Consider the following 20,185-nt stretch of genomic DNA (forward strand, 5'->3'; position numbering starts at 1 on the left):
AGATGAGGACCCCCCCGCCGATGGACAACACGAAGAATCTACGCAACAGGGGCCTCAAGGCCACCTATCCGCGGCTCAAGATCCTGGAACTCTTCCAAAGCGGCGAACATCGCCACCTCACCGCCGAAGACGTCTATCGTCTGCTCAACGCCGCCGGTGTCGACATCGGCCTGGCGACGGTCTATCGGGTGCTGACACAGTTCGAGCAAGCCGGCGTGCTGGAGCGGCATCACTTCGAGTCGGGCAAGGCGATCTTCGAGCTGGCTGCCGGCGAGCACCACGATCATCTCGTCTGTCTCGACTGCGGCCACATCGAAGAGTTCTTCGACGCCACGATCGAGGCGCGGCAGCGCGAGATCGCCCAGGAGCGCGGATTCGAGGTTACCGATCACGCGATGTATCTCTACGCCCACTGTCGGCGCGAGAATTGCCCACGCCGAGCGCATGGCTCTTAATTAACCGATTGGTCACAAAAACAAATACATGCAGTCGCAATAGACTGACCACGACACCGAGAGCCTACCTTTGCCTGATCGTCCTTTGACCCACGGCCTGCGCGCCTTGCCTGCGAGCATCTGGGGCCTGGCGCTCACTTCACTCTTCATGGACATCTCCTCGGAGATGGTCCACAGCCTGCTGCCGCTCTTTCTCTCGACGGTGCTCGGCGCCTCGATGACGACGATCGGAGTGATCGAGGGGTTGGCGGAGGCCACGGTGGCCGTCACCAAGGTCTTCTCCGGGGCGATCTCCGACTTTCTCCGGCGGCGCAAAGCGGTCGTCGTGACCGGTTATGCGCTCTCGGCGCTCACCAAGCCGCTCTTCGCGCTCGCCGCCTCGGTCTCCTGGGTGCTCGCGGCGCGCCTGCTCGATCGTTTCGGCAAAGGAATACGGGAAGCGCCGCGCGATGCGCTGATCGCCGACGTCACGCCCGACGATCTGCGCGGTGCCGCCTACGGCCTGCGCCAGGCGCTCGATTCGGTGGGCGCCTTCGTCGGGCCGATCTTCGCTTTCGCCCTCATGGCATGGTTTGCCGGCGACCTCCGGCTGGTGTTCTGGGTAGCCGTGATCCCTGCGATTCTGGCGGTCGTGATCCTGGTGCGATTCGTTCCCGAACCCCGGCACCCCGCCGCGAGCACGGAACGCGAGCCCTTCTCCTGGCGCCTCCTGCTGCGTCTGCCGCACGCCTACTGGATCGTGGTCGGTTTGGGCATTCTCTTCACGCTGGCGCGCTACAGCGAAGCCTTCCTGCTGCTGCGGGCACACGACGTGGGGCTCGCCGTGGGTGCAGTACCCCTCGTGATGATCGCGATGAACCTCGCCTACGCCGTGCTCGCCTATCCGGCCGGCGCCGCCGCCGACCGCCTCGGACCGCGGCGCTTGCTGCTTGCCGGCATCGCTGCCCTCATCCTGGCCGACCTGATGCTCGCCTTGGCAAGCGGTCCGATCGTGGTCTTCCTCGCCGCCCTCCTGTGGGGCGCCCATCTTGCCGCCACCCAAGGCATCTTCGCCAAGATGATCGCGCACGCCGCCCCGGCCGAGCTGCGCGGCACGGCCTTCGGCGGGTTCAACCTGCTGACGGGCCTCGCGCTCTTGGCCGCGAGCGCGCTCGCCGGTTGGCTATGGAGCACCTGGGGCGCCGCCGCGGCTTTCCTCGCAGGGGCGGGATTCGCCGCAATGGCCGCGGTGGCGTTGGTGAGGTACGGCAAAGGATGATCGTGGGCCAGCACCTGGTACGCGCGGCTGGCGATGACCTGCGGCACGACGAGCGTCTGACAACAAACCCGCTCGCACGGCCACGTTCGCGGCTACAATGACCCTTGGGCGCATGGCGCCGATGATGACAGAGGAAACCACGCTGCACACGTGCGCTCTTTCTTGTGCGAAATCGCCCAGGAGCGCGGCTTCGAGGTCGCCGATCACGCGAATCTACGCCCGCTGACGGCGCAAGCACTTCCCGCACCGACAGCATGGTTTCAATTAACTGATTGACAAGAACGAATACATGCCGTTATCCTGGAACGAAATCCGTGCGCGCGCACTCGAGTTCTCCCGCCGCTGGGCCGATGCCTGCTCAGAGCGTGCCGAGGCGCAAAGCTTCTGGAACGAGTTCTTTGCCATCTTTGGCGTCGATCGCAAACGCGTCGCCAGTTTCGAGAAACAAGTTACTCTTTGTCGGGCCGGAACGAAGCTCAGAAACGGCCGCATCGATGCATTCTGGAAAGGCGTGCTCTTGATCGAGCACAAAAGCGTCGGCCAAAGCCTCGAGCGTGCGTTTACCCAGGCGATCGACTACTTCGAGGGCCTACCCGAACGCGATTTGCCGCGCTACATCTTGGTGTCCGACTTTGCCCGCTTCCGCCTGTATGATCTCTTGAACAACAGCGAGATCGAGTTCCGTCTGGCCGATCTGCACAAACACGTCAAGCATTTCGCCTTCATCGCCGGCTACCGTACCCAAGAGATCGCGCCGCAAAATCCCGTCAATATCCAGGCGGCAGAACGCATGGGCGTTTTGCACGATCTGCTCAAGGATTCCGGGTACACGGGCCATGCGCTCGAAGTGCTGCTGGTGCGGCTGCTCTTTTGCCTGTTTGCCGAGGACACAGGCATTTTCCAGCCCGCCTCGGCCTTCCGCCTGTGGCTGGAGGAACGCACCGCGCCGGACGGCTCCGATCTCGGCCCGCAGCTGGCGCAGCTGTTCCAGGTGCTCAATACGCCCGAGGACAAACGCGCCAAAACGCTCGACGAGCAGCTTGCCGCCTTTCCCTACGTGAATGGCCGGCTCTTCGCAGAAACCCTGCCGATTGCCAGCTTCGACACCAAGATGCGCGACGCCCTGCTCGAATGCTGTGGGCTCGACTGGAGCGCAATCTCACCGGCCATTTTCGGCGCGCTGTTCCAGTCGATCATGGACGAACGGGCGCGACGCAACCTCGGCGCGCATTACACCAGCGAGGAGAACATTCTCAAGCTCATCAAGCCGCTGTTCCTCGACGCGCTGTGGGACGAATTCGAGCGTGTCAAGGGCAACCGCAACAAGCTGTTCGAGTTTCACAAAAAACTGCGCACGCTTACTTTCTTTGATCCGGCCTGCGGTTGTGGAAACTTTCTCGTCATCGCCTACCGCGAACTGAGAAAACTCGAGCTCGAGGTGCTGCGCGCCGGCCATGCCAGCGGCCAGCAGTTTATCGACATCCACCAGCTGATCCGCATCGACGTCGACCAGTTCTACGGCATAGAAATCGAGGAGTTTCCGGCGCAGATCGCCCAAGTGGCGCTGTGGTTGATCGACCACCAGATGAACCTGCGCGTCTCCGAGGAGTTCGGCCTTTACTTTGCGCGTATCCCGCTCAGGACTTCGCCGCACATCCATTGCGCCAATGCGCTGCGGCTCGACTGGAACGACGTGCTGCCGGCCGAACGCGCAAGCTACGTGCTCGGCAATCCGCCGTTCGTTGGCGCCAAGCTCATGGACAATGCGCAGCGGGCCGACGCGGCGGCGATATTCGCCGGCATTGCCAATGCTGGCCTGCTCGATTACGTCGCCGCTTGGTACGTCAAGGCGGCGCGCTACGGCGCAGCCAATCCTGCCATCCGCTGCGCTTTCGTTTCCACCAACAGCATCACGCAGGGTGAGCAGGTTGGCGTGCTCTGGGGTTGGTTGCTGGCGCAGGGCATTCACATCCATTTCACCCACCGCACCTTTCAGTGGAGCAACGAGGCGCGCGGCGTGGCGGCCGTGCACTGCGTCATCATCGGCTTTGGGCGGCAGGGTGTTGAGCAGAAGGTGATCTTCGAATACGAGGATATCCGCGGCGAACCGCATGCCGTGATCGCCCGCAACATCAACCCGTACTTGGTCGATGGGCCAAACGTAGTGTTGCCGCGCCGCTCGAAACCCTTGTGCGATGTGCCGGAGATCGGCATCGGTAACAAACCCATCGACAATGGCAACTATCTTTTTACCGCCGAGGAGAAAGCCGAGTTTCTCAAGCGCGAACCAGCCGCGGCAAAGTGGTTCCGCCGCTGGCTTGGCGCTGACGAATTCCTCAACGGCTACGAACGCTGGTGCCTGTTCCTCGGCGACTGTCCGCCCAGCGAGCTACGCCGGATGCCGCATGTGCTCGCGCGGGTGGAAGCGGTCAAGAAGTTCCGCGCCGCCAGCAAGAGCGCGGCGACGCGTAAGCTGGCCGAAACGCCGACGCGGTTCCATGTGGAGAACATTCCGCAGCAGCCATATCTGCTCATTCCCCGAGTCTCCTCAGAAAGCCGACTTTTCGTTCCGATGGGATTCATCACGAATGGCGCGATCGCCAGCGATGCCACCCTGATCGTGCCAGAGGCCACCATTTACCATTTCGGCATTCTTTCCTCGACCATGCACAATGCCTGGATTCGCTATACCTGTGGCCGGCTGGAAAGCCGTTATCGATATTCCGCCACGATCGTCTACAACAACTTCCCTTGGCCGCCAAACCCATCGGCAAAACAACGCGCCGCCATCGAGACAGCGGCGCAGGGCGTGCTCGATGCCCGCGCGCAATTCCCCGGCGCGTCATTGGCCGACCTCTACGACCCGGTCGCCATGCCGCCGGCGCTGGTCAAGGCGCACCAGAAGCTCGATGCCGCCGTCGATGCGGCCTACGGCCGAAAGCATTTCAAAAACGACGCCGAGCGCGTGGCCTTTTTGTTCGCGCTGTACCACGACGCGATACTCGCCGCGAAACAGCAGATGACGGACAGCGCCCAAGCGCAGTCGCAATAGCCTGACCACGACACCGAGAGCCTGCCTTTGCCTGATCCCCATCCATCCCCGCCGAGAGGCAAGACGACATGGCGTTGAACACCGAGCATCTTCGCACCACTCTGCGCGCTCTGGAAGCCGCCGTCGAGCGCTTCCGCCATACTGAAAGCGTCGGCGACGAGCTCGAGCGGGAAATCCTGCGCATGGCCATCGTCAAAGGATTCGAGCTGTCGCAAGAAATCTGTTTCAAGCTGCTCAAACGCCGGCTCAAAGCGTATGGCCACACGGCCCGCCAGATCGAAAGCCTGCCTTTCAAGGAAGTCTTGCGCCTGGCTGCCCGACACGGTCTCTTGACGCTCGAAGAAACCGAACGCTGGTTTGCTTATCGGGACAACCGCAATGATACTGCCCATGATTACGGCGAAGCATTCGTCGCGGAGACTTTGGCGCTCATTCCCGATTTCCTGCGCGATGCCTGGGCGCTCGAATCCCGTCTCACCGCAGCACCGGACGAGCGCTGAAACCCATGACCGTCGTTGACCTCGACCTGCCCGTCCGCTACCTGGACGAAGTGCGCGCCCTCCTGCGCCGCCACGTGCCCGGCCACGAGGTCCTGGCTTATGGCAGCCGGGTAAAAGGTGAAGCGCACGCGGCGAGCGACCTCGATCTGGTCGTGCGCGACCCGCTCGACCCGCAACGCCCCTGCCCGGCGATCCCGGCGCTGCGCCGTGCCTTCATCGACAGCAACCTTCCGATCTCGGTCGACGTGCAAGACTGGGCGCGCTTGCCCGAGCCGTTTCGCCAGGAAATCGAACGGGCTTGCGTCGTCATCCAGAGTGGGGAAGTTCGACCTGACCCATCCCCCGACGCCCCAGCAGCTCCCGCGCGTGTTCGCGGGTCGTATCGGTGATTTCCAGCCCGCCCAGCATGCGGGCGATCTCTTCGACGCGGGCGGCAGCATCGAGCGCTTCGACTCGGGTGTGCACGGCTCCGCCCTCTTCCTCTTTCCACACGCGCAGCTGCCAGTCGGCCCAGGCGGCGACTTGCGGCAGGTGCGTCACTGCCAGCACCTGCCGGTCGCGGCCGAGCTGCCAGAGCGAGCGGCCGACGATCTCGGCCACCGCCCCGCCGATGCCGACGTCGACCTCGTCGAAGATAAGGGTGGGCGTGTCGCTCGCGCGGCTGGCGATCACCTGGATCGCCAGGCCGATGCGCGAGAGTTCCCCTCCAGAGGCCACACGCGCGAGCGGGGCGAGCGTCTGGCTCGGGTTGGCGGCGACGCGAAATTCCACCCGCTCCAGGCCCGTGGCCGCCGGCTCTCCGGCAATGAGCGCCGCCTCGAAGCGCCCACCTTTCATCGCCAGCTCCTGCATCGCCGCGCTGACCTCGGCCGAGAGCCATTCGGCCGTTTCGCGCCGGCGTTCGCTGAGCGCGCGGGCGGACTCGAAGTAGGCCGACTCGGCCGCGCGCACCTCGACTTCGAGCCGCTCGAGGTCGGCGCTCTCTTCCAAGGCGGCGAGGCGCTCGCGCCAGCGCTCGGCGAGCGCGAAGAGTTCTTCCGGCGGCACACGGTAGCGACGGGCGAATTCGTCAATGGCTGCGAGCCGCCGCTCGAGTTCGGCGAGCCGCGCCGGGTCGAGCTCGAAGGCGTCGAGATAGCGCCGCAGGCTGGCGGCGGCCTCCTGTACCCCGATGCGCGCCTCGCTCACCAGTTGCACGGCCTCGGCCAGCTTGGCGTCGAACTCGAGGCTGCCGGCGAGCGCGCGTTCGGCCTGCCCGAGCAGCGCCTGCGCCGAAGGCTCTTCCTCGCTGAGGAGCGCCGCCGCCTGCGCCACCTGCTGCAGCAGCTGCGCCGCGTGCGCGAGCCGGCGGTGTTCCTGCTGCACCTCGTCCCATTCGCCGGGGCGCAGCGCGAGCCGCTCCCACTCCTGCAGCTGCCACAGCAGCCGCTCGCGCTCCTCGCCCAGGCTCTCCTGGCGCTCGCGCGCCCGGGCGAGCCGTTCGCGCGCCGACTCCCAGGCGGCGAAGCGCTGCCGCACGTCCTCGGCGAGCGCCTCGGCCCCGCCGAGCCGGTCGAGCATGCGTCGCTGCACCGCGCTCTCGAGCAGTGCATGGTGGGCGTGCTGTCCGTGGATGTCGGCGATCCAGGCGCCAAACTCGCGCAGCGCCGTAGCCGGCACCGGCACGGCCTCGATCCAGGCGCGCGAACGGCCCGATCGTTCGATGTTGCGGCGCAAAAGTAGCGTGTCGCCCTCGACCTCGATGCCGTGCGCCTCGAGCCAGGCGCGCGCCTCCGCCGCTGGCGGCAGGGTGCATTCGAGCGTCACCTCGGCGCGTTCGGCCCCCTGGCGGATCACCTCGGCGCTGGCGCGCCCGCCGAGCAGCAGATCGAGCGCATCGAGCAGGATGGACTTGCCCGCGCCGGTCTCGCCGGTGAGCACGCCGAATCCCGACGCCAGGCCGAGTTCCAGTTCGCGCACCAGCACGAAATCACGGATGGTCAGGCGAACGAGCACTTTCTCCCCCTTGCGCCTCAACCGCGAGGCAGCGCGCTCCAGTGCAGTTTCTCGCGCAGCATGGCGAAGTAGCAGTATTGCCGGGGATGCAGCAGCCGCACGCCGCGCTGCGCCCGCTGGATGCGCAGCACGTCGCCCGGCAGCATTTCGATGCGCCCCTGCCCGTCGAAATGCACGTCGGCCATGTGACCCGGCAGAAGTTCGATCTCGATGGTACAGCGATCGGGCAAGGTGACCGGCCGCGCCGTGAGCGCGTGCGGGCACAGCGGCACCAGGGCGATGCCATCCACTCCCGGATGCAGGATGGGGCCATTGGCCGAGAGCGCATAGGCGGTCGACCCGGTGGGCGTGGCGACGATCATGCCGTCGGAGCGTTGGGTATAGACATAGGCCCCGTCGACGGTGAGCCGGAATTCGATCATCCGTCCCAAATCGCCCTTGTTGAGTACTATGTCGTTGAGCGCGTGGCTCGACGTGAGCACCTTGTCGCCGCGCAGCAGCTGCCCGAAGAGCATGGAGCGCACTTCTTCTTGATAATCGCCCGCGAGGATCTCGGAAAGCCGTTCCTGCGCCTCGTCGCGCGGAATGTCGGTGAGAAACCCGACCCGCCCCTGGTTGATGCCCACGAGCGGCACGTCGTGATCGACGAGATGACGTGCGGCGTTCAACATCGTGCCGTCACCGCCGACGATCACCGCCAAGTCGATCTGCGTGCCCAGGCGCGCATAGGGCAGTGCCGGGAAAGGGGCACAGTTGCCGAGCGAACTCGCCGTCTCCGCCTCGATCAAAACGTGATAACCTCGTTCGTGCAGAAACCGCGCCGTCTCGACCAGCGCCGCGGCGACTTCCGCCGATTGGTGCTTGCCGATCAAACCGATGGAGGTAAATGGATTCGCCATGCCCCGGATTATTCCACAACTCGGCCACGATCGGCGCCGTCGCGCGGCACCCTTCCGGAGGGAAGAACGATGATGCTCGACCCGCGCAGCCGCATCCTGCTCAAGACGCTGATCGAACGCTACATCGCCGAAGGGCAACCGATCGGTTCGCGCACCCTGTCGCGCGCGAGCGGCCTCGACCTGTCCCCGGCCACGGTGCGCAACGTGATGAGCGACCTCGACGAACTCAGGCTCGTCTATAGCCCGCACGCATCCGCCGGGCGCGTGCCCACGGCCAAGGGATACCGCTTCTTCATCGACGCGCTGCTCACCGTCGCACCGCTCGAAGAAGAGACCCGCGCCGAGATCGAGGCCAACCTCCAGCCCGACCAGCCGCAAAAGCTCCTCAGGAAAGCCTCCGAACTGCTCTCGGAGCTCACCCACTTCGCCGGCGTCGTCATCGTCCCGCCGCGGGATCAAGAACGCGTGCGCCAGATCGAGTTCGTGCCCTTGAGCGGCAACCGGGTGCTGCTGATCGTCGTCACCCAGAGCGGCGACGTGCAAAACCGCCTGCTGCACACGCCCCGCCCCTTCAGCGCGGGCGAGCTCGAGCAGGCGAGCAACTTCCTGAGCAGCCGCTTCGCCGGCCACACGCTCGACGAGATCCGCACCCACTTGCGCGACGAACTGGCCAAGCTGCAAGACCACGTCTCCGAACTCATGCGCCTGGCGCTCTCGCCCACTACGCTCACCGACGAGGACGAAGACTGCCTGGTGGCCGGCGAGACGAACCTGCTCGAAGTCGACGATTTCACCACCAACATGCAGCACCTGCGCGAACTCTTCCGCCTGTTCGAGGAGCGCACGGGGCTGCTGCAACTCCTCGAGCTCGCCCAGCGCGCCCGCGGCGTGCAGATCTTCATCGGCGCCGAATCTGGGCTGGAGGAGCTCGAAGGCTGTTCGGTGATCACCGCCAACTATACTTTCGACGGACGCATGCTCGGCTCGATCGGCGTCATCGGGCCCAACCGCATGGCCTACGACCGCGTGATTCCCATCGTCGAGCTCACGGCGCAGCGCCTGTCGCAAGCGCTCGCCGCCACCGCCGAAGAACGCTGAAGGAGCCTGCATGGCCCGTTACGCCCCCGAGCCCCCCTTTCGCCACGACCGGCCACAACGCACGGGCGTGCTGCTCGTCAATCTCGGCACCCCTGCCGCCCCCACCCCGGAAGCCGTGCGTCCTTTCCTGCGCGAATTTCTCTCCGATCCGCGCGTCATCGAGCTGCCGCGCTGGCTGTGGCAGACGATTCTGCACCTCTTCATTCTGCCGCGCCGCCCCAAGGCGAACGCGCAGAAGTACGCCAGCATCTGGCTCGACGAAGGCTCGCCGCTCGAAGTCTATACCGAGCGGCTCACGCACGCGCTGGAATCCCATTGGACCGAGCGCGGGCGCGAACCGCTCGTGCGCTGGGCCATGCGCTATGGCGAACCGAGCGTGGCCAAAGTGCTCGCCCGCATGAAAGAAGAAGGTCTGCGACGCCTGCTCGTGGTACCGCTCTACCCCCAGTATTGCGCCAGCACCACGGCTTCCGTGTTCGACGCCGTGGCCGCCGAGCTCATGAGATGGCGCGACGTGCCCGAGCTGCGGCTCGTGCGCCACTGGCACGACGACCCCCGCTACATCGAGGCGCTCGCGCAGACGCTGGAAACCCACTGGGCGCAGCATGGCCGCCCCGACAAGCTGATTCTCAGTTTCCACGGCATGCCGCGGCGCACGCTGGAACTGGGCGACCCCTACCACTGCGAATGCCACAAGACGGCGCGGCTCGTGGCCGAGCGGCTTGGGCTCGCCCCCGACCAATGGCTCGTCACCTTCCAGTCGCGCTTCGGGCGCGCCCGCTGGCTCGAACCCTATACCCAGCCCACCCTGGAGCGGCTCGCCCGCGAGGGAGTGGCGCGCGTCGATGTCCTCTGCCCCGGCTTTGCCACCGATTGCCTCGAAACGCTGGAAGAGATCGGCATGGAATGCCGCACCGCCTTTCTCGAGGCCGGCGGCAAACAATTCCATTACGTCCCCTGCCTCAACGATTCCCCTTTCTGGGTCGAACGCTTCGCCGCCCTCCTCGAAGACCACCTCGGCCATTGGCCCGATCGCACGCCGTCCACGGATGAAGAACTGCAGGCACGCCTCGCGCGGGCCAAGGCAATGGGAGCGAAACAATGAGACCCGGATTCTGGATGCTCATCCAGTGGCTGCTCAACGCAGTGGCGCTGATGGTCACTGCCCAGCTCGTCCATGGCATCACCATCACCGGCTTCGTGCCGGCGCTGGCGGCGGCGCTGGTGCTCGGCCTCATCAACCTCTTCCTCAAGCCGGTGCTCCTCATCCTCACCCTGCCGGCGAGCATCCTCACGCTCGGTCTCTTCACCCTCATCCTCAATGCGCTGCTCTTCTGGGCGGGAACGGGATTGGTGGCCGGCGTCGTGGTCGAGGATTTCTGGTCGGCCTTCTGGGGCGCCATCGTCTATAGCATCCTCACCTGGGTCGTGTCGCTGGCGCTGTCGCCACGCGGCACCGACACCATCGTGATCAAAATTCAGCGCCGCGACTGAATCCTCCCGCTTATTCCAGAGGTGCCTCCAACCCGGACGAGCGCAGCACGCGGCGCGCGATCGCCGCTTCCAGCATGGCCCCGCCCGACGGATCCACCAGAGTGAACCGCGAGCGGGCGCGGGTGATACCGGTATAGATCAGCTCACGGGTGAGCAAAGGGCTGGGAGTATCCGGCAACACCAGCACCGCGTGCCCGAACTCCGAGCCTTGCGACTTGTGCACCGTGAGCGCGAACACCGTCTCCACCTCGGGCAGACGAGCGGGCAGCACCCAGCGCAGCCCACCAGCGGCGGCAAAGGCCACCATCAGCCGCGGGGCTTGCCCTTCCGCCCCAGGCAGAGCAAGCGTCACCCCCACGTCGCCGTTCATCAGACCCAAGGCATAGGCGTTGCGCGTCATCAACACCGGACGCCCCTCGTACCAGCCTTCTTCGTCCGGCAACACCCCTTGGCGGCGCAACCAGTGCGCGATACGCCGATTCATCTCCCCCACGCCCCAAGGCCCCTCGCGCAGGGCGCACAGTATCTGGAACTCGGCGTAGGCTGCGAGCACCGCCCGTGCCCAGTCGTCCCACGCTGCCTGCGGCGCTTCGGGCAGCGGGCGCTGCGCATGCAGCACTTGCAAATAAAACGCGTAGCCCGCGGGATTCTTTTGCGTGCCGCACACGAGCCGACGCAACGCTGCGTCCTCCTGACTTTGGGGAACGAGAAGGGCCACTTCGGAGCGTGGATGGCCGGGCGTGATCGAGGCGCGCCCTTCCCCGCCCTCTTCGCCCGAAACGTCCGGATCACTCGCAAGGGGCCCACCCAGGACCCCCCGCGCCGCGGCCGCATCGCCCCGATTGACCGCCGCCGCGAGCCGGCCGATGGCGCTCCCAGCGGCGAAACGGTGGCTCTGGCGCAGCATGGCGATCGCCTGATCGAGGGCCGAGCCCTGGAAGTCGATGAAACCGGAGGGTTCCTCACCCTCCTCCACGCCAAATCCTTCGGGTAGTTCCTCGCCCACCGTCGCCCGCAGCCAGGCGATCGTCTCGGGTGTATAGTGCCCCTCGTCGGCGCGTCGACACAGACCGCCGAGCACGGCGCCGGCCTCGACCGAGGCAAGCTGATCCTTGTCACCGAGCAATACCAACTGCGCTGCCGGAGGCAAGGCCCGCAGCACCGCCGCCATCATCTCGAGGTCGACCATCGAGGCCTCGTCGATCACCAGCACGTCCAGCACCAGCGGATCGGCCTCGTCGTGGCGGAACCGCCGCGACCCGGCCCGGGCACCCAGCAGCCGGTGCAGCGTCGACACCTCCTGCGGCAGTGTGGCGCGGATCCGTCCGCCTTGGGGCAACGCCTCCCACGGCAACCGCTCGAGGGAACGACCGATCGATTCGCTCAGCCGCGCGGCCGCCTTGCCGGTGGGTGCGGCGAGCCGGATGCGCAGCGGCGCCTCGCCCCGCCCCGGTATCCTTCCCTGCAGGGCGAGCGCCTGCAGCAAGGCGATGAGGCGCACCACGGTGCTCGTCTTGCCCGTACCGGGACCGCCGGTAATCAGCGCAAAGCGTCGCCGCAGCGCGAGCGCACAGGCAAGCCGCTGCCATACGTCGCCTTCTCCGGAAGGAAAGAGCGCATCGAGGAGAGCTCGCACCGGCTCCGGCGCGAGCAGGACGACTTCCCGTACCCGGGCGAGAACACCCTGCCGCACGGCACGCTCGTTGTCCCACTGGCGGCGCAGATAGAGGCGATGCGCCCGGCGCACGAGCGGCGCAGCCTCTTCCTCCTCGCCCTGTCCCACCAGCTCGGGGCAGGAGAGCGCGGCGAACCAGGATTCGAGCGCTTCCCCCTGGGCCGCCCCCGCTGGCGTTGGCAGCCCGTTTGCGTCGCGCGAGGGGATCGCCAGGGTGAACACCGCATCGTCGGCGAGCGCGGCGAGATCGAGGCACACGTGGCCGCGCCCCAACTGGTGGCTCGCCAGGGTCGCGGCAAGGATCGCCCGTGACGGCGCCTGCGGCACTTTTTCCTGCAGGAATCGCGCAAAGGCCGCATCGAGCGGCCGCAACCAGCCATCCTGCACCCAGCGCGCCAGATCGTCGCGCAGGTCTGTCTCACTCATGTCAGTCTCCCGCCTGGGCCATCGAGCAAGGCGTCGAGCCCATCGAGCAGCGGTGCCTCCGCCTGCGCGAAAAACACGCCTTTGCCGGGTTCGTCGTGGATGCCGCGCAGGAAGAGCAGCACCGCGCCGCCCAGATGGTGCTGCGGATCGTAATCGGGCAAGCGCACGCGCAGATGCCGGTGCAAGGCATGCAGATAGAGCGCATATTGCAGGTCGTAGCGCCCCTCGAGCACGGCCGCCTCCAGGTTCGCCCACCCATAGGCGGAATCCGTCGCCCCCAGGACGTTGGACTTGTAGTCGAGCACGTAATAGCGCCCCTCCCGGCAGAAAACGAGGTCGATGAACCCCTTGATCATGCCCTTGATCCGCCCCGGCGTCAGCCTCGGGCGATCCGCTCCCTGCAAGGTGTGCCGCTGCACCAGAGCATCCAGCGCCTCGATGCGGGTCTCGGGCACCGAGAACCAGAATTCCATCTCCGGCAGATAATCGGATAATGCGGCCAATTGGCACGTTCCCCCACCCGGCAAAGGCAGATCGGCCTGCATCACCGTCAGGAGCCAGTCGGTGAGCATGTCGACGTGCGTCGTCCAGCCGCGCACCGCGCAGCGCCGTGCCACCTGATCGCGCAGCCGCACCCCTCCGTCGGCGCACACCGCGTCGAACCCCTGCTGCGCCGCCCATTCGAGCAGGCCGTGGAGGAAGGTGCCGGTCGCTGCCCCCGGCGGCAGGGCATGGATCCCCGTCGCCGCTCCCGTCGGCTCCGCGCGGGGCGCATGAACGAGCTCGCGCGCCTTGGCTTCGTCCGGTGTCTGCGGGTCGGCCGCGAGCGCGCCGCGCAATCCCGAATAGCTGGAGATCGCCCACGGTGCGAAGAGACGGCGCCGCGGCGTGCGCGCCGGGCCCAGGGCGATCCCTTCCCCGTCCGCCGGCAGGCGGTCCTCGCCCGGTACCGGCAAGGGCGCGACGGCGAGGGAATCGCACCCTTCGGCGAGCGCTTCCAGCGCCGCACGCACCTGAGCCGGGGAATCGCCCTGCCGCACGCCCAGGGCATAGCCCATGGCGCTCGCGGGCAGATTCTCCAGCGCCCCCACGCCGATCCAGGTGGCAAACCGCGCCCGGGTGAGCGCCACGTAGAGCTTGCGCACGTCTTCGGCCAGGCGCTCGCGCTCGGCGCGGACGAGCGCCGTTTCGTCGACGACGGGCGACACCCGACGCCGACCCGCTTCGTCGTGCCAGACGAGAGGAAAATCGTCTTTCCCGACCGGCCGGCAAGAACAGGCAAACGGCAGAAACACGAGGGGATACTCCAGCCCCTTCGCCTTGTGCACCGTCACCACCTTGACGAGTGCCTCGTCGCTCTCCAGGCGCAGCTGCCGCTCCTCGGCGCCCTGTCCGCCATCCTGGCGCGCCTCGGCCAAGGCGCGGATGAGGGCATGTTCACCGTCCAACCCCCGGCTCATCTTCTGCAAGAGCTCGCTCAAATGCAGCAGGTCGGTGAGCCGCCGCTCGCCGCTATCGCCGTCGGGCGTCTCCCCGGCGAGCAAGCGCGCAGGCACGTCGAAGTCGTGCATCAGGCGGCGCAGCATGGGCAACACCCCTTGCCGCCGCCACAAGTCGCGATAAGCGAGAAAGCGCGCAACCTCCGTTTCCCAGGCGAGGACGTCGCGCTCCAGCGACTCGATTTCTGCCCATGATCGCCCGAGCGTGGCGCTCGCCAGGGCCGAGCGCAGGCGCGCGTCGTTCTGCGGCTCGGCACAGGCCTCGAGCCAACGCTGCAGGTCGGCCGCGGCGGGGCTCGCGAACACAGAGCTGCGCTCGGAGAGATAGACGCTGCGCACACCGCGCCGCGCGAGCGCCGCCCGCACCAGCTTGGCCTCTTCGCCCGTATGCACCAGCACCGCCACGTCGGCAGCCCTCACCGGCCGCATCGTCCCTTTGCTCGAATCGACGAACCCCGCCCGCCCTTCCCGCCCCAGCCGCAGCAGGCGCACGATTTCCTCGGCGCAGCCGTGGGCGACCAGCTCTCGATACACCGTCACCTTGATCGCCTGACTCGCATCCTCGTTTTCCGCCACCCACCACGCCACGAGCGCCGGCGGCTCCTGCCCCTCACACACGAACCGTTCGTTAAGTCCCTGGGCGGTTGCCGGCAGGAAAGGCAGGAGATCCTCCTCTTCCGAGATTTTGAAGAGAAAGGCACCGGCCTCGTTCTTTTCCTGCGCGTTGAGAAAGACGCGATTGACCGCCTCCACCATCGCCGGGGTCGAACGGAAATTGCGCCGCAGGGTGTAGCGCCGCCCGTCGCAGGCCAGGCGCGCTTCGAGATAGGTGTAGATGTCGGCGCCGCGAAAGGCGTAGATCGCCTGCTTGGGGTCGCCGATGAGGATGAGTGCAGTCTGAGGGTCGTTCTTCTGCGGCGCATAGACCGCCTCGAAGATGCGGTACTGTACCGGGTCGGTGTCCTGGAATTCGTCGATCAAGGCCACGGGGAAAGACTGTCGGATGCGCGCGGCGAGCCGCTCGCCGTTGGGTCCGCGCAGCGCCTCGTCGAGACGGGTGAGCAGATCGTCGAATCCCAGCTGCGCCCGCCGCCGCTGCAGCACGGCAAAACGCTGCGCCACCCAGCGCGCCGCATGTGCAAGGACGCTCGCCTTGCCCTGCTCGCGCAGCCGTTCGAGCCGTGAGCGCAGGTTTTCCAGCGCGTCGATCGCCTCATGCCCGGGTGGCTCGCCGCTCTTCCACGCCTCGTCCAAACCCGCGCGCGTCAAACGATTCCAAGCCGCTTCGGACAAATCCGGCGCCTCCGCCAACGGGTCGTCGCGCCACCGAGCCAGCGCCGCCAACCAGTTCTGTACGATATTGGCGCGCAATTTCCGCCCGTCGAGCTCCTTGCGATTGCGCGCCTCATCAAAGAGGGCCTGCAACGCGGGCACCCATTTCTCCCACGGCGCCTTCGCCTCCCCCCATTGCCGCAGGACTTCCGCCGTCACCTCCGCCGGCCCGCTCTCCCCTTCCAGATCCGCGGCGAGCGGCAGCAGGCGGCTCAAGCGCCGCTGCATCCCTTCCGGCGTGAAATCCGCAGCAAACCAGCCGCGCAGCAGCGCCAACGATTCGGCCAGCAGCGGCGTGAAGAACTCGCGCCAGTAATCGCGCACCGCCTCGAGCAACAGGTCCTCCGTCTCCGTCTCCAGCGTCTCGCTGAAGAGGCTGCCGCTGTCGAACGCGTGCTCGCGCAGCATGCGGTGACACCAGCCGTGGATGGTCGAGACCGCCGCCTCGTCCATCCATTCGGCCGCAGCCTGCAGCCGGCGCTCGCATCCCGGCCAATCCTGTTCGGGATATTGGGCGCGCAATGCGCGCAGGAACTCATCCACCCATTCGGGGATTTCCTCCCCGGCCGGATGGCCGAACCAGCGCGCCGCCTCGCTCAGGCGCCGGCGGATGCGCTCGCGCAACTCCTTGGTGGCCGCCTCGGTGAAGGTCACCACCAGAATCTCGGGCGGGGTGAGCGGACGGCAAAACGCCCCCGCTCCGCCATGCCCCAGCACCAGGCGCACGTAGAGTGCGGCGATGGTATACGTCTTGCCGGTACCGGCGCTCGCCTCGATCAGGCGGCTGCCCCACAGGGGAAAACGCAGCAGATCTACCTCATTCGCATCTTCCGTCACGCCTGCGCTCCTTTTTTCCCTTCCTTGGTGGCCTCCACGTACTGCAGCAAAGGCCCGAGCAGCACCTCGGCCCAGTGCGCGAACCCGCCGCTCGCGCGCAAGTCGACAAACCTCGGCCAGGCGCGCGCCAGGTAGGGGTCCTGGTCGCGCTCGCCGTCCGTCCACCCGTTGCCTTCGTACGCCTTGCGCGCCGCCTCCCACGCCTCTTCCTCGCCTTTGTTCGGCGCTTTACACCACGCTTTCCGCCACGCCAGCGACGCCTGGAACGCAAAGGGCAGCGGCCGGCACATGCCCTCGGCCCAGGCGCGCAGCAGCGCCGCGAGCGGTTCGGCTGCCGCGTCCCCAAGCGGGGCAAAAGTGTAGTCCCCCACGCGGCTCAAGACCACCGTCCACGTCGGCCCGGCCCCGGCATTGGCCGCCAGATGCTGTACCCAGTAGCCCGCCAGCCGATCCGGGCGGTATTTGCCGTCTTTCACGAGCTCGCTCGGCGAGATCAATACCCGCGCCCGTTCGCCCTCATCGTTGCCGCGCCAGTCCCCCAGCCAGTCGGCAAGCTCCAGACCGTCGGCGGCAAAGCGCACCTCCTCGCCGCCTGCGTGCTCCAGCGGCCAAGGCGTCAGCGCTTCCTGATAGCGCGCGAAGAGCTCGTCCATCCCCTCCTCGAGTTCTGCCGCCCACAGCGTTCCCATCTCCCCGGCAGGCAGCACGCCGCGCCGACGGATGCGGCCGATCGCCGCCCTTCGCACCGCGGCCACGTCCCGTCCCTGCCGCAGGGCCACCCGCTGCGCGTCGATCACTTCCTGGCGCAGGCTCCACAGGGTCAAACCATCGAGCGCGAACGGCTCGGCCTCCTCGCTGCCCGGATCGTCCAGTTCGAGGAAGACGCCGAGTCGATCGCGCAGGAAGGACCGTACCGGATGGCGCAGGAACTGCGCGAGCTCCCGCACTCGCAGCGGCTCCTCGAGCACGGGCGGTTGTAACGGCTTGGAAGGAACACGGGGCTCTGCCTCACGTCGCGCACGCCATTCGCGGGCATAGGTAAAGAGCGCCCCCGGCGCCGATTCGGGCGGGAAATAGGCCGGACTGAACGGTTGCAGCCGATGCTCGGTCGTGAGCGCCGCCAGCAGATCCTCCCCTTGCACGGGCTCTTTCTTTCCCGCCCGATGCCCCGTCCAGCCCGCCGCCAGGTGCTCGCGCAGCTGGGCCACCAGCACGGAAGGCGGCTGCGGCGCATTGTCGGTGATGCGGTGCCCCACCCAGGAAACGTAGAGGCGCTCGCGCGCCGACAGCAATGCTTCCAGGAAGAGATAGCGATCGTCCTCGCGCCGCGAGCGGTCCCCCGGACGATAATTGCGCGCCATGAGGTCGAAATCGGAAGGCACGCGCGCGCGCGGATAATCTCCGTCGTTCATCCCCAGCAGATAGACGTGCCGAAACGGGATCGCCCGCATCGGCATGAGGGTGGCAAAAATCACCCGCCCGGCAAAGAAACGCTGCGACAGGCCCTGTTCCTCCAAACGCTCCAGCCACGGTTCGCGCACCACCGCCAGCGGCAAACGCTCCTCCAGCCCCGCCGCGGCGCACGCTTCCACCCAGTCCTGCAGGGCGGTCTCCAGCCGCATCAGGGTAACGGTTTCCTCGTCGTCCCCGGCGGCAAAAAAGCGTGCGAGCAGCGCCTGCAGCCGCTCGCCCCACTCGGAAGGCGTGAGCGGCTCGCGCAGCTGACGACGCGCCGTCTCCAAGGCCTCGAGCACATCCGCCAGCGGACCGACGAGGCCCGCCTCCAGCCCCCCGACCTCGTCGAAAGGTTCGACCCCCCTCCAGGCCGGCGCATCACCCGCCGCATAGCCGTAGAGCATGCGCTCAAGACCGAATCGCCAGGAATTCTGCTCGAGCCACTCCCCTCCCCCCTGCTCGCCCAAGCCCAGGTCGCGCCGATGATCCCCATTCAGTCCCCAGCGGATCTGCGCCCCCTCGACCCAGGAACGCAGACGCGGCAGCGCCTCGTCGTCGATCCCGAATCGCCGGCGCAGTGCCGGCACGTCCAAGAGATCGAGCACATCCCCCACCCGTGCCCGCCCCTGCGGCAGATCGAGCAGGGCTCCAGCCCCTGCAGCAGCGGGTCGCGCGCACGCAGCCCCTGATCGGCGAGCGAAAACGGAATGTGGCGCGGATCCTCGGGTTCGATCGCACCGAACACCGCCTCGATGTGTGGCGCATAGACCTCGATGTCCGGCACCATGACGATCACCTCGTCGGGGCGCAGGGTCGGGTCCTCGTCGAAAGCCGCGCGCAGCTGATCGTGCAGCACCTCCACTTCCCGCTGCGGGCCGTGCGCCACGTGAAAGACGAGGGAACGGTCGTGATCGAGATCCACGCCCGGCCATCGTTCCCGCGTCTCGGCAAGGGGACGCAATTCGAGGATGTCTTCCTGCAGTTGCTGCAGTAAAGTGTTCGTTGCTTCGGGCGCCTCGAACCAGTCGAGCCGTCCGCCGTTTCCTTCCACCTTCCCCGCGTAGCGCTGGCGCACCGCCTCCTCGTCGAACTCGTCGAGCAGGGCGATGAAATCCCTTCCCTGCTTGCCCCAGGCCGCAAGCAAGGGATGACCATGGCGATGGAGTTCCGCTTCCGGAATGGAATCCGGCTGCCCCTCACGCCGCCGCCGGCGCCGACGCCATTTCTCCTGCTGCCGCAATAGCTCGCGCCCATCGACCACGTCGGCCCAATGGTAACGGCAAGGGTTATGCACGAAGAGCAGCACCGGAATCCAGCGCCCCAGCGCCGCCAAGGCCTCCACCCACTGCTGCGGCAGGCTCGAAATCCCGAAGACGACGAGCCGCTGTGGCAGTCCCGGCGGGGGCGGGCCTTGCCAGGTTCCGACCGCTTCGAGAAAGGCCGAGTGCACGCTCGAGCGCGCCGTGCGCTCGGCGCCCGGCTCGGTACGCGCCACGTCGGCACACAACAGGCGCCACAGCGCCGCCTGCCAGCGCTGCCCCTCCTCGAGCGGCGATTCCGTGCCGTGCGCGTCGCGCAGCACGTCCCGACCTGCGCCCCAAGCCTGCAGCCAGTCGGCACGATAGACCTGATACTGGTCGAACAGCTCGGCGATGCGCCCGGCCAACTGATCGCGCTTGCGCATCGCCCGCTCCACGCGCACCTGCCGCCGCAGCTCCTCACCCGGCGCTTGCTCCTCGGCTTGCGTTTCTTCCGCGAGGAAACGGCGCAGCGGCTCATAGACCGGATCCTCCGGCAGTGATCCCAGCAAGCGCAGCAAGCGCCAACGCAGCAAGGGCAGATCGAAGGGCGAGCGCTCCGGCACCGCTTCCGCCCCCAGCACGGCCCGGTAACAGCGCCACAGGAAGGTCGAGGGCAAGGAAAACTCCAGCGCCGCCGCCACGCCATAGCCCCCTTCGTTGGCCCCCGCAGCCAGCGCGAGCCGCAGCCACTGCGCCATGGCGTTGCCCTGCACGAGGAAACACTCCGGCACGAGCGGCGGCAGCGGCTCCCGTCCCAGCCAGGTCACCGCCAGCTGGCGCAAGTTTTCCACCCGGTTGCCATGAAAAATCAGGAATCCCGCGCCGGAGTCCGCTTTGCCCGCCCCCTCGCCCATCGTCCATCTCCCATTCCCCGCCCCGGCGGTTGCGCCGACCGTCCCCAAGAGCATA

General features: G+C 67.0%; 14 protein-coding genes. 8 read left to right on the top strand and 6 right to left on the bottom strand.

Going from position 1 to position 20,185, the window contains the following annotated elements; translation table 11 throughout:
• Positions 1-20: 20 nt before the first annotated feature.
• The 5 genes from fur (at position 21) to GV368_RS07330 (ending at position 5,654) form a co-directional block, all read left to right on the top strand.
• Entirely contained in the window at positions 21-455 is a 435-nt protein-coding gene (fur, locus tag GV368_RS07310; protein WP_169116054.1) for a ferric iron uptake transcriptional regulator, read from the top strand.
• A gap of 70 nt (positions 456-525) precedes the next feature.
• Positions 526-1,713, top strand: a complete 1,188-nt coding sequence (locus tag GV368_RS07315; protein WP_206673331.1) for an MFS transporter — start codon at positions 526-528, stop codon at positions 1,711-1,713.
• Positions 1,714-2,002: 289 nt separating this feature from the next.
• The gene (locus GV368_RS07320) at positions 2,003-4,765 is read left to right on the top strand and encodes a class I SAM-dependent DNA methyltransferase (protein ID WP_169116055.1); all 2,763 of its coding nucleotides are present in this window, start codon (positions 2,003-2,005) and stop codon (positions 4,763-4,765) included.
• Between the two features lie 68 nt (positions 4,766-4,833).
• Positions 4,834-5,265: a nucleotidyltransferase substrate binding protein gene (locus tag GV368_RS07325; RefSeq protein WP_169116056.1), complete on the top strand. Its 432-nt coding sequence runs from the start codon at positions 4,834-4,836 to the stop codon at positions 5,263-5,265.
• Positions 5,266-5,270: 5 nt separating this feature from the next.
• A complete protein-coding gene (locus tag GV368_RS07330) occupies positions 5,271-5,654 on the top strand; it encodes a nucleotidyltransferase family protein (RefSeq protein ID WP_169116057.1) in 384 nt (127 codons plus the stop codon).
• On the opposite strand, the gene recN is transcribed toward GV368_RS07330, so the two are convergent.
• Together recN and GV368_RS07340 are read right to left on the bottom strand one after the other, a co-directional pair.
• On the bottom strand, positions 5,572-7,260 hold the full coding sequence (recN, locus tag GV368_RS07335) for a DNA repair protein RecN (protein ID WP_169116058.1): 1,689 nt from the start codon (positions 7,258-7,260) through the stop codon (positions 5,572-5,574). The genes GV368_RS07330 and recN overlap by 83 nt on opposite strands.
• Positions 7,261-7,277: 17 nt before the next feature.
• The gene (locus GV368_RS07340; RefSeq protein ID WP_169116059.1) at positions 7,278-8,159 is read right to left on the bottom strand and encodes an NAD(+) kinase; all 882 of its coding nucleotides are present in this window, start codon (positions 8,157-8,159) and stop codon (positions 7,278-7,280) included.
• Positions 8,160-8,231: 72 nt separating this feature from the next.
• Between GV368_RS07340 and hrcA the strand changes: the two genes are divergently transcribed.
• From hrcA to GV368_RS07355, 3 genes are read left to right on the top strand one after another with little or no spacing between them, the layout of a single operon-like run.
• The gene (hrcA, locus tag GV368_RS07345; RefSeq protein ID WP_169116090.1) at positions 8,232-9,257 is read left to right on the top strand and encodes a heat-inducible transcriptional repressor HrcA; all 1,026 of its coding nucleotides are present in this window, start codon (positions 8,232-8,234) and stop codon (positions 9,255-9,257) included.
• A gap of 10 nt (positions 9,258-9,267) precedes the next feature.
• Entirely contained in the window at positions 9,268-10,362 is a 1,095-nt protein-coding gene (hemH, locus tag GV368_RS07350; protein WP_169116060.1) for a ferrochelatase, read from the top strand.
• Positions 10,359-10,751 (top strand): phage holin family protein, encoded by a 393-nt coding sequence (locus GV368_RS07355; protein WP_169116061.1) that lies wholly within the window; start codon positions 10,359-10,361, stop codon positions 10,749-10,751. Before hemH ends, GV368_RS07355 begins: the two co-directional genes overlap by 4 nt.
• Positions 10,752-10,761: 10 nt before the next feature.
• Here GV368_RS07355 and recD read toward each other — a convergent pair whose 3' ends face one another.
• From recD to GV368_RS11360, 4 genes are read right to left on the bottom strand one after another with little or no spacing between them, the layout of a single operon-like run.
• Positions 10,762-12,852 carry an exodeoxyribonuclease V subunit alpha gene (gene recD / locus GV368_RS07360; RefSeq protein ID WP_169116062.1) on the bottom strand — a complete coding sequence of 697 codons (2,091 nt, stop codon included), beginning with the start codon at positions 12,850-12,852 and terminating at the stop codon, positions 10,762-10,764.
• Entirely contained in the window at positions 12,849-16,520 is a 3,672-nt protein-coding gene (gene recB / locus GV368_RS07365; RefSeq protein WP_169116063.1) for an exodeoxyribonuclease V subunit beta, read from the bottom strand. Before recB ends, recD begins: the two co-directional genes overlap by 4 nt.
• Positions 16,517-18,580 carry a hypothetical protein gene (locus GV368_RS07370; protein WP_328514245.1) on the bottom strand — a complete coding sequence of 688 codons (2,064 nt, stop codon included), beginning with the start codon at positions 18,578-18,580 and terminating at the stop codon, positions 16,517-16,519. Before GV368_RS07370 ends, recB begins: the two co-directional genes overlap by 4 nt.
• Complete coding sequence (locus tag GV368_RS11360) at positions 18,469-20,130, bottom strand: exodeoxyribonuclease V subunit gamma (protein ID WP_328514246.1); 1,662 nt, start codon at positions 20,128-20,130, stop codon at positions 18,469-18,471. Before GV368_RS11360 ends, GV368_RS07370 begins: the two co-directional genes overlap by 112 nt.
• Positions 20,131-20,185 lie beyond the last annotated feature (55 nt).

The organism is Tepidiphilus baoligensis, from assembly GCF_012911495.1.
GTDB lineage: Bacteria > Pseudomonadota > Gammaproteobacteria > Burkholderiales > Rhodocyclaceae > Tepidiphilus > Tepidiphilus olei.